Annotated in this window: 11 protein-coding genes; 6 read left to right on the top strand and 5 right to left on the bottom strand. The window is 32.8% G+C overall.

Annotated features, from left to right (window positions below):
* Positions 1–57: 57 nt before the first annotated feature.
* Both GYM76_RS08335 and GYM76_RS08330 read left to right on the top strand, forming a co-directional pair.
* Positions 58–1,932 carry a SurA N-terminal domain-containing protein gene (locus GYM76_RS08335; RefSeq protein ID WP_220225169.1) on the top strand — a complete coding sequence of 625 codons (1,875 nt, stop codon included), beginning with the start codon at positions 58–60 and terminating at the stop codon, positions 1,930–1,932.
* 152 nt (positions 1,933–2,084) lie between these two features.
* Positions 2,085–2,384 (top strand): helix-hairpin-helix domain-containing protein, encoded by a 300-nt coding sequence (locus GYM76_RS08330; protein WP_220225168.1) that lies wholly within the window; start codon positions 2,085–2,087, stop codon positions 2,382–2,384.
* A gap of 44 nt (positions 2,385–2,428) precedes the next feature.
* Here GYM76_RS08330 and priA read toward each other — a convergent pair whose 3' ends face one another.
* Positions 2,429–4,585, bottom strand: coding sequence for a primosomal protein N' (priA, locus tag GYM76_RS08325; RefSeq protein ID WP_220225167.1), 2,157 nt, complete (start codon positions 4,583–4,585; stop codon positions 2,429–2,431).
* 188 nt (positions 4,586–4,773) lie between these two features.
* On the opposite strand from priA, the gene moaC reads away from it, so the two are divergent.
* From moaC to GYM76_RS08305, 4 genes are all read left to right on the top strand, one after another.
* On the top strand, positions 4,774–5,259 hold the full coding sequence (gene moaC, locus GYM76_RS08320) for a cyclic pyranopterin monophosphate synthase MoaC (protein ID WP_220225166.1): 486 nt from the start codon (positions 4,774–4,776) through the stop codon (positions 5,257–5,259).
* 7 nt (positions 5,260–5,266) lie between these two features.
* Entirely contained in the window at positions 5,267–5,512 is a 246-nt protein-coding gene (gene moaD, locus GYM76_RS08315; RefSeq protein ID WP_220225165.1) for a molybdopterin synthase sulfur carrier subunit, read from the top strand.
* Between the two features lie 4 nt (positions 5,513–5,516).
* Positions 5,517–5,960 carry a molybdopterin synthase catalytic subunit MoaE gene (gene moaE / locus GYM76_RS08310; RefSeq protein WP_255305717.1) on the top strand — a complete coding sequence of 148 codons (444 nt, stop codon included), beginning with the start codon at positions 5,517–5,519 and terminating at the stop codon, positions 5,958–5,960.
* Between the two features lie 192 nt (positions 5,961–6,152).
* Positions 6,153–7,967, top strand: coding sequence for a sulfatase-like hydrolase/transferase (locus tag GYM76_RS08305; protein WP_220225163.1), 1,815 nt, complete (start codon positions 6,153–6,155; stop codon positions 7,965–7,967).
* A gap of 27 nt (positions 7,968–7,994) precedes the next feature.
* Here the strand turns inward: GYM76_RS08305 and sppA are convergent, their stop codons facing one another.
* Genes sppA through surA form a run of 4 tightly spaced genes read right to left on the bottom strand, consistent with a single transcriptional unit; the run spans position 7,995 to position 12,765 of the window.
* A complete protein-coding gene (gene sppA, locus GYM76_RS08300) occupies positions 7,995–9,812 on the bottom strand; it encodes a signal peptide peptidase SppA (RefSeq protein WP_220225162.1) in 1,818 nt (605 codons plus the stop codon).
* Positions 9,813–9,844: 32 nt separating this feature from the next.
* Positions 9,845–10,657, bottom strand: a complete 813-nt coding sequence (gene apaH, locus GYM76_RS08295; RefSeq protein ID WP_220225161.1) for a bis(5'-nucleosyl)-tetraphosphatase (symmetrical) ApaH — start codon at positions 10,655–10,657, stop codon at positions 9,845–9,847.
* Between the two features lie 4 nt (positions 10,658–10,661).
* Positions 10,662–11,459 (bottom strand): 16S rRNA (adenine(1518)-N(6)/adenine(1519)-N(6))-dimethyltransferase RsmA, encoded by a 798-nt coding sequence (gene rsmA, locus GYM76_RS08290; RefSeq protein WP_220225160.1) that lies wholly within the window; start codon positions 11,457–11,459, stop codon positions 10,662–10,664.
* Positions 11,452–12,765, bottom strand: a complete 1,314-nt coding sequence (surA, locus tag GYM76_RS08285; RefSeq protein ID WP_220225159.1) for a peptidylprolyl isomerase SurA — start codon at positions 12,763–12,765, stop codon at positions 11,452–11,454. The genes rsmA and surA overlap by 8 nt, the downstream gene beginning before the upstream one ends.
* Positions 12,766–12,812 lie beyond the last annotated feature (47 nt).

Here is a 12,812-nt window from a genome sequence, read left to right as displayed (position 1 = left end):
TGGCAAATATGATATACTTGCGAAATTAAAATTCAGGTATATGGAGAATGACAAGCTATGATGGAAAAAATTCGAACAGCTGCAAACAGTCTTGTTGTTAAAATAATCTTTGCTATTATTATTTTATGTTTTATTTTTACTGGTGTTGGATTCTTAGGCTTTGGTGGCAGTAGTAGAAATGTAAATGATGAGCAATTATATATTGCTAAAGTTGACGGAGAAGGTATTGGTCGAGCTCAATTTGAGACTCAAGTAAAACAACAATTAAATAATATCAAGGGTGGTGATGCTTCGTTTATTAAAATGGTCCGACGAAGTGTTTTAGCTCAGCAAATAGATAACTATTTAGCTTATCAATTTTCACAAAAAATTCATGCAGCAATTAGTAATGAACGGGTAAAAAATTTCATTAAACAGCAAAAAGTATTTTTTGTAAATGGTAAATTTGATAATCAAAATTATTTAAATCTACTTGCTGAAAACGGTTTTACTCCAGATAGTTATGCAGAAATATTAAAAACATCATTACAACAAGAACAAGTTATTGATGCATTAGTTAAAACTAGTTTTGTTTTACCATCTGATTCTGAAATCAATTTGTTACAAAATCAAACAAGAAAAATTTATGCTGCTAAAGTTGACTCCTCAATAGATGATATGAAAGATGTTAATATCACTGAAGAAGATGAAAGAAAGTATTATGATGAACATCAAAATGAATTTTTAAAGAAAGATCGAGTAAAATTAAAATATATCTATAATTCAAAAGATGACATCGTTAAAACCATTAAGGTAACTGATAATGATATCAAAAAAGAATATGAACAAAATTTAAAAAAATATTCTTACCCAGCAAAAAAAGAGTTTAGTGCTATTTTTGTTACAGACAAAGAGCAAGCAGACAAGATCGTTAAAGAGTTATCTTCAGGCGCAAATTTTCAAAATACAGCTGAAAGTCTAAATCAAAATAATAATAATATTTCAGCCTATGGTAAGAATGGTTCTTTAGGTTGGTTTGTTGATGATGATTCTCTGCCTGAGTTCTTTAAAAAAGCAAAATTGAAAAAAGTTAACCAAATTTCAAAACCCATTCCTACTGATGATGGCTTTATTATAATTAAACTTGATGGTGAGGTACCATCAAAGACTATGGATTTTGATTATGCTTCAATTTTAATTTACGAGAATTTAAGCAAACAAAAATTACAAAATGAATTTAATGCTATTGAAGATAAAATGAAAAATGCCTTATCTCAATCGCCTAAATCTATTGAAGAGTTATCTGAAAAAACAGGTCTTCCAGTTCAAACAACTGATTGGACAAGTTATAAAGAGATATCTACAATCATGATTCATCCTGAAATTAGTGATTTAGTCTTTAGCGAAGAAATGATCGCTAATGGACAATCGACTCTTAATATATCAGACTTAATTCCTGTTGAAAGATCTAATGGTAGTTATGATTTTATTATTCAAGTTACTGACTATCGCCCCGAAGGGGTAGCTCCTTTTGATGAGGTTAAAGAAGACATTAATAGAAAACTATCTAAAGACATCTCTGAGAATCGTTTTAAAGCTAATGTTGAAAATCTTTTAAATGAGTTAAATACTACTGGAAAATCAGATAAAATAAGCTTTAGTAATAAATATGTTTTACATAGAGATTCGACAGATTTAGACAAAAAAGTCGTAGATATGGTCTTTAATTTAGAACCATCAATTTCGGGGCGAAAATCTAATCGTTTTAATGCGGAATTTTTAGAGGATAATACCGCTTATATTGTAGTCATAACTGATGTTGATACGCCTAAAGAATATCAAGATATTTCTGCCGAATTATTACCATTATCTATAGCTGATACTCATTATTACTTTGCTGATGATATTCGTTCTAAAGCGAAGATTGAAATCATGCCAGATGCAAATTTGTGATAAAGATCGAAAAATTTTGGTGATAAATCAAAAAAAGAGAAGCCACTTTTGTGGCTTTTCGCATTTTTATGAATATTAAAATTTAGAAAATTAATTCCATGAGATAGTTATGAAGCAAATTTAGTTGCATAATTATTTTGGAGTTAATTTACATGAAAATTTTTACACTATTATGCCTTTTATTTTCATCTTTACTTTTTTCAACAGTTAGTTTTGCTGATTCGAAAACAGATGTCACTATAAAAGAAGAGCAAATTGTACAAGTCAATATTAATACGGCAACAGCTGAAGAGCTAAGTAAAGTATTAACTGGTATTGGGATGAGTAAGGCTAAGAAAATTATTGAGTATCGAGAAAAATTTGGTCCTTTTGTCTCGATAGAACAATTAAAGGAAGTTTCTGGTATTGGTCAAGCAACGCTGGATAAAAATATAGGAAAAATCACTTTATAAATATTCTATCTTCCAACAGATAATCTATCTGTTGGAAGATATTTCTAATTATCAATTGGATCAACGTCAATACTCCATCTTACATTTGATGCTTCACTCCACTGTTCAGCTATAAGATTATCTAATATTTGTTGTAATAATTGTCTGTTCGTATGTTGTAACAATAATTGCCAACGATTATAACCCGCTTTTTTAGGTTGACTAGCAGGCATTGGACCAAGTTGCCATAAGTTATGGTCATAATTAGACTTTAACCAATCATGGATACGCTGTAAAAATTTTGGTGCCTGTAAATTATTACGGTCAGCAGCACGAATTAACACTTGATAGCTAAATGGTGGCAGTAAAGTTTGTTGACGTTCAATTAATGTTTGTTTTGCAAATGCCTGATAACCTTCATTTAATAAAGTATTTAATAATGGGTGCTCTGGATGATAGGTTTGTAGAATCACTTCGCCAGCTTTTGTTTCACGACCAGCTCGGCCTGATACTTGAGTATAAATCTGAGCAAATCTTTCAGTTGCTCTGAAATCACTTGAAAATAAGGCGCCATCAACATCAATTATGCCAACTAACGTCACATCAGGAAAGTGATGACCTTTAGCCAATATTTGTGTACCGACTAAAATATGAGCTCCGCCTTTATGAATATCATTTAAATAGGTATTCAATGCTTCTTTTTTAGTGATCGTATCGCGATCAATACGAGTAACTTTTATATTTGGGAACAGAATATTGAGTTGTTTTTCAAGTTGCTCCGTCCCAAATCCAATTGGTAGTAGCTGGGTCGAACCACACTTAGGGCACTGTTTAGGTACTTCTCTTGGCGTATCACAATAATGACAAATCAGTTTATTCTGCTTTTTATGATAAGTATAAGGGCGATCACAACGTGGGCATTCCGCTATCCAACCACAATCATGGCAAATTATTAATGGTGCGAACCCTCTACGGTTAAGAAATAACATCACTTGGTTATTGTTATTTAAATGCGTTTTTATTTTTTCTATAAGTGGTTGAGATAAACCTGAAGCTAAAGCCATGCCTCGAATATCTAAAATAGATTGTTTGGCTAATTGGGCGTTACCCGCTCTTTGAGTAAGCTTGAGGTGCTGGTACTTATGAGTTTGTGCATTATTAATCGATTCAAGAGAAGGCGTTGCGGAACCTAAAACTATAGGTATATTTTCAATTCTAGCTCGGATAATTGCTAGATCTCTAGCATTATAACGCCATCCTTCCTGTTGTTTGTAAGAACTATCATGCTCTTCGTCGATAATAATGATACCTAAATCTTTAAAGGGAGTAAAAAGCGAAGAACGAGTACCTACGACAATGGCATTTTCACCATCTTTACTTCTTAACCAAACATCTAAACGTTCCTTGTCTGTTAAGCCTGAATGTAAAATATCAATCGGGGCATTAAAGCGCTGTTTAAAACGCTTTATTGTTTGAGGTGTTAAACCAATTTCAGGAACTAAAACTAAAGCTTGCTTACCTTGTGATAACACATCTGCAATGATATTTAAATAAACTTCAGTCTTTCCTGAACCAGTTATACCATCAAGCAAAAATACACCAAATTGTTTATTCTGTTTATTAATAGTCTCTATGGCATTAGATTGTTCATCATTTAATTGGATCGATGTTGGGTTGGTCGAGTATTGCCAGCAAATATTGTCAGGTTGTTGATAAACTAATTCTATAAGCTGTTTTTTTTGTAATTCTTGATATAAATTTGAACTAAATTCGTCTTCATTTAAACAGTTGTTTCTAAGTGAAGATAATAATAACTTTTGTTTTGGTGCACGTGATAATAAGCTTAAATCAATTTGTTGCCCTAGAGATGTTAAGTGCCACTGTTTTATATCATCCTTGATAGCTTGACGACCTTGCCTTAATAGAACTGGCATGGCATGAAATATGACTTCGCCAATTGGAAAGTGATAATAACTTGTTGCCCAATTCAATAACTGCCAAATTGGTTGAGGAAAGGGGTTTTTGGTATCAATAATTGCGGTAATTGATTTTAAATTTTCGCTATCAAAGGTCGATTGCTGATCAATTTTAATGATTATTCCAATCATTTCCCTTTTACCAAAAGGCACTCTAACCCGCGCACCAATTTCAGCAGGTACTGTTAGTTTGTAATCAAACAGTCGATAAAGGGGTACCGGTAAGGCTACATGGGCAATCAGCATTAACAATCACTATTATTAAAAATTGATATTGTACGCAGATTTTATTTAACTCGCAAAAGTTACATAGAGAAATTAATTATTTTTGAGTTAACTATCTAAAAACTTTATTTATATGATAGTAGTATCCATAAACAAAATTTGTTATCTTGAACAGCAAGTTAAAGCATAATATTTAAAGGTAGTTAAAAATGTCAGCATCATTTTCACACATTAATCAACATGGTGATGCACATATGGTTGATGTTTCTGAAAAAAAGTTAACTTTACGAGAAGCTCGAGCCGAGTCAATAGTATTAATGAATGCTGAAACATTTAACCTAATTATTGAAGGGAAACATCATAAAGGTGATGTTTTTGCAACAGCGAGAATTGCCGGTATTCAAGCGGCTAAACGAACATGGGATTTGATTCCACTTTGTCATCCATTACTTCTAAGTAAAATTGAAGTTAATATTGAACCTGTATTTGAAAATCACAGCATTAGGATTGAATCAATTTGTCGGCTAAGGGGGCAAACTGGTGTCGAAATGGAGGCCTTAGTTGCTGCTTCAGTTGCTGCATTAACGATATATGATATGTGTAAAGCTAATCAAAAAGATATGGTTATTAATCAAGTTCGTTTACTGAATAAAATTGGTGGTAAATCGGGCGAATTTAATGCAGCAGAGCAGTGATACTACTATGAACAAAATTATTTTTTTTGCACAAATTAGAGAATTAATTGGGGTTGATAAACTTGAATTATCGGTAGAGCAAATGTCAATAAATCAACTTTTAGATCACCTTAGTTTGCATGGTGATAAGTGGGTATTAGCTTTAAAAGAAAAAACAGTATTGTGTGCAGTTAATCAGACTTTAGTTGACTATGACTATGTCATTGAAAAGGGTGATGAAATTGCTTTTTTCCCTCCCGTTACAGGTGGTTAACAGCGTGAACATTATTCAGGTTAATCAATCGCCCATTGATGTGAATTCATTAATAACTTGGCTGTATCAATCGCCTATAGATGGTGCTGTAGTGACTTTTATGGGTAAGGTGCGTAGTTTTGAAAACCAAGTTATAAGTTTAACGTTAGAGCATTATGCAGAAATGACTGAAAAGGTGCTGTGCAATATTATTAATCAAGCCAGAGATAGATGGTCGATTAATCGTGTTGCAATAGTCCATCGTGTCGGTCAAATTTATGCAAATGAAAGTATTGTTTTTGTTGGTGTTAGTGCAGCACACCGCAGTGATGCTTTTGCTTCTGCGGAGTTTATTATGGATGTACTAAAAAATGAGGCACCATTTTGGAAGAAGGAACAGACCTCTAGTGGCGAAAATTGGGTAGAAGCCAAGCAATCCGATATAAATGCATTGAAGAAATGGTATTAATATTTATTTAGTCTATAATAGATTTCATCATCAAAATGTCTTCAGAGGCTCAAAAATGAGCCTTTTTTGTTAAGCTTATATTAATCTCTTCATATTTATCTTTTTTTGTTAAAAATTTTGAGGAAAGTATTAATTTTAAGTAGAAAAATCGCTATTATTAAAAATTTTTAATCCTATTGCTCGTGGAGCTATATGAAAAAACTCTATTCGTTCGTATTAATAAATATTTTTATTTCGTCTATCATTACTATCCGATATTTTTTGGTGCCGGGTTCATCGTTTAGTTGGGATGGAAGTTTTTTTTCTCTATTTGCCGTGTTAGGCCATTTTTTCTCTGTTTATTTATTACTTTTTATTTTATGTTTTCCGTTTATTTGGGTGAAGAGAACGTTGAGTAATATTTGTTTAGCTGCTTTATTTAGTTTGTTACAGATTGTGCTGTATGTTGATACTATTGTTTTTCAGCAGTATCGATTTCATATCAATGAATCTGTGCTATCAATGGTTTTCTCGGGGCAAGTTGTCGATTTTTCAACGATCACTTATGTTTTGATGTTTTTGTTAATATTAGTATCTTTTGGAGCAGAATATTTAATTCTTTATTTGTTAGATAAAAAATTTAGCCAAAAACGTTCAAGAATATTAATCGTATCGACAGTATTTCTTTTCGGTTGTTTTTTTATTAGTCATTTAATCCATATGGTTGCGTTTTATTATGCCTATTCCCCCATCATGATTGTTAAAGAATATATTCCATTATATCGTCCATTTACCTCGAAAAAGATAATGGGATTGTTTGATAAATCAGGGCAACGTAAGACACTTATAGAAAAGGAGAACCAACACGCAACTATCTATTATCCTAAAAATGAGCTGATGATTAACCCTCATAATACTACAACACCCAATATTATGTTTATTGTCTTAGATTCTTGGCGTTATGATACTTTTAGTCAAGAAATTTCACCCAATACTTACCATTTTGTGAAACAGAATAAAGGAATAATTTTTAATAATCATTACTCAACAGGGAATGCAACTCGAACTGGTATTTTTGGACTTTTTTATGGTATCCCCGGCACGTATTGGGATGCTTTTTTAAGAAATAGAGTTCCCTCGTTATTCGTAACAACATTGCAAAAAGAAAATTATAATATAGGTATATTTACTTCAGCCAAAGTTACTGCGCCAGAATTCGATCGTACGGCATTTTTAACCATTAAAAACTTAAGAATTAGTAGTAAAGATGGATCTGCATCGAGTCGAGATAAACAGTTAACTGATGATTGGCTAAACTGGTATAAGAGTAGAGATACATCTAAACCAAGTTTTTCATTTTTATTTTTTGATGCACCACATGCTTATGATTTTCCCAATTATTTTGAAGTTAAATTCAACCCAATTGGCGAGCTGAATTATATGACATTAAGCAATAATACTGATCCTGTTCCCATTTTTAATCGTTATAAGCAAAGTGTCTACTATGATGATTATTTACTTCAAAAAGTCTATGATGAACTTAAGCGATCAGGCTCGCTAGATAATACGTTAATTTTTATAACCGGTGACCATTCACAAGAAATGAATGACAATAAACTGGGTTTTTGGGGACATAATGGTAACTATACTGATGCTCAAACTAAAGTGCCTTTTATCATAGTTGGAGCAAAAGATCTTAAATATATCACAGATAATATAAATAAATTTACCAGCCATGAAGATGTCGTTCCAACAATAATGCGACATTATTTGCATGTGGAAAATGATATTTCAGATTATTCAACAGGTTATGATTTATTTAGCCCAATAATCGATCGAGATTGGCTATTAATGTCAAATTATAGTTCTTATGCAGTTCGGACCACAGATAACATCTATTTTGTTAATCGTCTTGGTATAAGCCACTATTTTGATTGCCATAATAATCAGGTCGATAAGACACCTGATTATAAAACGATCCAGTCGGCAATGAATAATATGCGTTATTTTTTCCAGGCACAAAAATAAAAAAATCCACCGTAAGGTGGATTTTTATTATCGAACATCAGCACAGTTTAGACAGTAGATATAACGGTTTTGTGAATCTTGGAACTTATCCCATAGTGAAACTTGCTGCTTGATTTGTTTTACTTCTGGGATATGCTCAAAAAATACCTCTGCTGTTGATTTTGGCATCATAGCAAGCATATCTGAGTAAAGTGCATTGAACCAGCTTCCTTCAGGCTTTTGCCAATCTATTTTATAATTAGAAATATTGGCTAATGTTGCAGCCATGTCAACCGCATCGTCAAAATCCCCTAATTTATCCACTAAGCCATTTTTACTTCCTTCGGAGCCGAGCCAAACTTGCCCTTGAGCTATATGATCTACTTGTTCTGGCGTCATATTACGAGCTTTTGCTACCAAAGAGATGAAATTCAAGTAACCATTATCAATATTCAGTTGAATGAATTGATTCATTTCATCGGATAAATTTTGAGTTAGGCTGTTATTTGCCAATGGTGAGGTTGAAACCCCATCGTTATAAACACCAATATGAGAAAGTGAGTTTTCAAAGGTTGGTAAAATGCCAAAAATACCTATAGAACCTGTAATCGTATTCGGACTAGCGATAATATAATCAGATGCAGTTGATATCCAGTATCCTCCAGAAGCAGCCATACCACCCATAGAAACAACAACCGGGATTTGGTAACGACGTAAAGTTTCTAGTTCACTGCGAATTGCTTCTGAAGCTTCGACACTTCCTCCTGGACTATTTACTCTGAGTACGATAGCCTGTATATTATTTCTTTGTAATTTATTACGAATATCTCTTAATTGTTTAACAATATCTTGGCTACCGGCTACATTACTGCTATTTGCGCCGTTAGTAATAGTTCCATTCACAAAAATAACAGCTATTTTGGGTTCTTTGTTTGATTCTTCAGCATCTTCCTTAAGTCTATAATCATAGATACTGACTTTTTGCTTTATTTTATGTTCAAGTTCAAAATCAAATTCATCACTTATAGCATCAATTAAACCGTTTGCTAAAGCGTATTGGGCCATATTACCATTAACAGATTTTAGTTCTGATAACATTTTACCAGTTGGGGGAACTAGTTGTGTTGGTGCTTTTTTGCGTTCTGCAGAAATGTCATTAAGGTAGTTATTCCACATTAAGTTTAACCATCGAGATGTGTTACTTCTTGCTTCTTCTGACATATTATCTCTGATAAATGGCTCAATAGCTGATTTATAAGTTCCTACACGAAAAACATGAGTATTAATCTTTAAGTTGTCTAGTAATGTTTTGTAGTACAAATTATTGGCGGATAATCCAAAAACATTAACTGCACCTAATGGAGTTAAATAGATTTTATTAGCATAAGCGGCCAAATAATATTGGCTTTGATTGAAGCTTGAACCGATAGCGTAAATAGGCTTATTTGCCTCTTTGAATTTGTTTAAATATTTACCAAGATATTGCAAAGAACTTAAGTCTGCTCCGACAAAGTTGTCCAATTTTAGGACTATGCTATTTATATTAGGATCTGATGTAGCTTGTGATATTTTTTGCACTAAATCGAATAAACTATTTTCGCGTGATAGATTTACTCTTTTACCATATAATTTATTTTGTATTTCATACAATTCATCACTATAAAGCGAGTTGTCGACAATAACGCCTTCAAGATTTATAACTAATGTGCCATATTGAGGAATGATGTCTTGCTTTTGTGATTCTTTAAATAATGCAATACCACTAAAGATCAATAGGATTATGATTAAGAAAATTAGGTTAAGAAATATTTCTCTAATTAAATTGATACCTTTCCATATTGCTTTTATAACAGTTAGTACAGACATAATAAAATAACCCTTTAATTATTCTTTTATTTTTAATTTTTCATGTTTTTCTTTTTGAAATATTTTTTATCTTCAAATCGTAAACATGTTAATTTGCCACCCCAACAGCACCCTGTATCGAGTGCGTAAATATTTTCAGGTGTTCCTTTTCCATTCAATGCTGCCCAATGACCAAAAGCAATACTATATTCTGATGGAATTTTACTTGGTAATGAAAACCATGGTTTAAGTTTCGATGGAGCCTCATCTGGTTGATCTTTACAATAAAAATCAAGCCGTCCATCTTCGTAACAGTAACGCATTCTTGTTAAAGCATTAGCAATGAAGCGTAATCGATCTAACCCTTGTAATTCATATGACCATTCATCAGGAAAGTTACCATACATTTTGTCAAGAAAGAGGGGATATGAGTCACTACTTAAAACCTGATGAAGATCATTAGCACATTTTTTCAATGTTTCAAGATCCCATTGTGGAGATATTCCGGCATGAGTCATAATAAGTTTTAATTTTTCATCTATTTGAATTAATGGTTGTTTACGCAACCAATTCATTAGTTCATCGAAATCATCAGCGTGGATGAGTTCGTCAAGATTATCCTTCTTTTTTGATGGTGTAACATTGGCGTAAATTGAGAGTAAATGTAAGTCGTGGTTACCTAAAACTAATCTTGTTTGTTCGCTGTTTTGTTTTACAAATCTAAGAACTTCAAGTGATTTTGGTCCTCTAGCAACTAAATCTCCAGTAAGCCATAAGGTATCTGATGATGAAAAATCAGCTTTCTCTAATAGTCGCATAAACTCATCATAACAGCCGTGAATATCACCAATTATTAGATTTGCCATAAGGTTATTTCCAAGCGTTTGCTAACAGACAATATTGTTGTACTGTCAAATTTTCCGCACGTAAATTCGGGTCAATACCTAATTCAGCTATTTGCTCACTGTTAAATAAATTACTTAAGCTATTACGAATTGTTTTACGTCTTTGGTTAAAAGCTTCGGTAGTAATACGTGATAGTACTTTAATATCATTAACTAAATAGGGCTTTTCTTTGTAAGGTATTAGTTTAACTACAGCTGAATCAACTTTAGGTGCTGGTTTAAAAGCTGTAGGTGGTACTTCTAAAACAGGGATGATTTGGCAGTAGTATTGTGCCATAACACTCAATCGACCATAACTTTTGCTGTTAGGTGCAGCAACTAAACGAGTAACAACCTCTTTTTGCAGCATAAAATGCATATCAGTAATGATTGGTGCATATTCGAATAAGTGAAACATCAATGGTGTTGAAATATTATAAGGTAAATTACCAAAAACTCTCAGAGGTTGACCTAATGTATCGGACAATTTGTTGAAATCAAAATTTAGTGCGTCTTGTTCAATCACACTGATTTTATTTTGTAAAAAAGGATTTTCAACTAATCGGCTAGCTAAATCTCTATCAATCTCAATAACAGTTAAATGATCTACCAATTTACTTACAGGTACTGTCAATGCGGCAAGCCCTGGTCCTATTTCAACCAGTGCTTCTCCTTTCTTAGGTTGTATGGCTGCCACAATACTTTCAATAATATAATTATCATGTAGAAAGTTTTGACCAAATCGTTTACGGGCAAAATGACCTTGATGAACACGATTATTCATTCTTACCGTCACCTGTAATTTTGATATATGCATCACCTTTTAACTCTTGAATCCAAACTTGTGCTTCTTCAGCAAATTTTCTATTGAAAATCATACGATAAGCTTGATCTTTTTTAACTAAGTTTGTACCGTCAGTTTGTCTGGTATCAATTAGTTGGATTATATGCCAACCATAAGATGATTTTATTGGTTGACTGATTTCACCCTTTTTCAATTGTGATAATGCAGTCCTGAAACCTTCATCATAAACTTCTGGCCTATTCCATCCTAAATTACCACCACTATCTTTTGAACCAGTGTCTTCTGAGTTAGCTTTTGCTGCTGCAGCAAAAGTTGTTGCTCCGCTGGTAATGGCTTTGCGAATGTTAATTAATTTTTGTTTAGCCACCTGATCGGTAACTAATACGTTGGTTTTAATTAAAATATGACGAGCATTAACTTCTTGAAGTGTAATTTTTTGTGGTGTTTCAGAACGGTTATCGTCAACTTTTAATATGTGAATCCCAACTCCAGAGCGAATTGGTCCTATAATACTTCCTTTTGGCGCTCGAATTAGTCGTTCCTCAAAAATAGTAGGTAACTCATTTAACTTTTTCCAGCCCATTGATCCACCTTTTAAAGCAAGATCATCATTTGAGTATGACGCGGCTAATTTAGCAAAATTTTCCCCTTTTTTTGCACGATTGATGATGTCCATCGCTTTATTGGTAGCACTATCAACTTGTTGTTTAGACGCTTTTTCTGGAATAGTAATGAGAATATGACTAATTTTAACATCAATATTGTTAGTTGGTTGGTTAGCTATTGTTTTGGTTAAATGTTCTACTTCTCTGTTAGAGACTTTGATTCTAGGTCGAACTTCATGCAAGCGCGCTTGTTCTATTAGCATATCAGTATGAATACGATCACGATAAGTGCTATAGCTCATGCCCATAGTTGATAATCTGCTTCTTAGTTGATCTATTGTCATACCATTTTCAGCAGCTATTCTATCGATTGCGGCGGTAACTTCATCATCACTAATAGTAATTTTTGCTTTAGCCGCTCTTTGTAAAATTAATTTTTCAACAACAAGGCGATCAATAATTTGTTTTCTAAGTATTTTATCATTAGGTAAAGATTTAGGATCGGCGCTCGCTTTAATCGTTTTGAGCATGTCACTAACATCACTTTCTAAAATGACGTTGTTATTCACAACAGCTGCAACCTGTTCTACCACTTTTGGAGCTGCATTTGCTGAAAAAGGTGTAAAGAGCACTAAATTAACACTCAAGTTTAATGCAATAAAAAGTTTTAATAATTTCATATTTACTCAACTCATTATGTTGTTGCGGTATTAAATTTCCCACAATA

The sequence above is a fragment of the Gilliamella sp. ESL0443 genome (genome assembly GCF_019469165.1).
GTDB lineage: Bacteria > Pseudomonadota > Gammaproteobacteria > Enterobacterales > Orbaceae > Gilliamella > Gilliamella apicola_E.
The sequence above is the reverse complement of the archived record's forward strand: the minus strand, read 5'-3'. Positions and strand labels throughout refer to the sequence as shown.

Excerpts from the sequence above, each read along its gene's own strand:
- GYM76_RS08305 (WP_220225163.1), top strand. The coding sequence starts at position 6,153 with ATGAAAAAACTCTATTCGTTCGTATTAATAAATATTTTTATTTCGTCT.
- moaD (WP_220225165.1), top strand. The coding sequence starts at position 5,267 with ATGAACAAAATTATTTTTTTTGCACAAATTAGAGAATTAATTGGGGTT.
- sppA (WP_220225162.1), bottom strand. The coding sequence starts at position 9,812 with ATGTCTGTACTAACTGTTATAAAAGCAATATGGAAAGGTATCAATTTA.
- moaC (WP_220225166.1), top strand. The coding sequence starts at position 4,774 with ATGTCAGCATCATTTTCACACATTAATCAACATGGTGATGCACATATG.
- GYM76_RS08330 (WP_220225168.1), top strand. The coding sequence starts at position 2,085 with ATGAAAATTTTTACACTATTATGCCTTTTATTTTCATCTTTACTTTTT.
- priA (WP_220225167.1), bottom strand. The coding sequence starts at position 4,585 with ATGCTGATTGCCCATGTAGCCTTACCGGTACCCCTTTATCGACTGTTT.
- rsmA (WP_220225160.1), bottom strand. The coding sequence starts at position 11,459 with ATGAATAATCGTGTTCATCAAGGTCATTTTGCCCGTAAACGATTTGGT.
- apaH (WP_220225161.1), bottom strand. The coding sequence starts at position 10,657 with ATGGCAAATCTAATAATTGGTGATATTCACGGCTGTTATGATGAGTTT.
- surA (WP_220225159.1), bottom strand. The coding sequence starts at position 12,765 with ATGAAATTATTAAAACTTTTTATTGCATTAAACTTGAGTGTTAATTTA.
- GYM76_RS08335 (WP_220225169.1), top strand. The coding sequence starts at position 58 with ATGATGGAAAAAATTCGAACAGCTGCAAACAGTCTTGTTGTTAAAATA.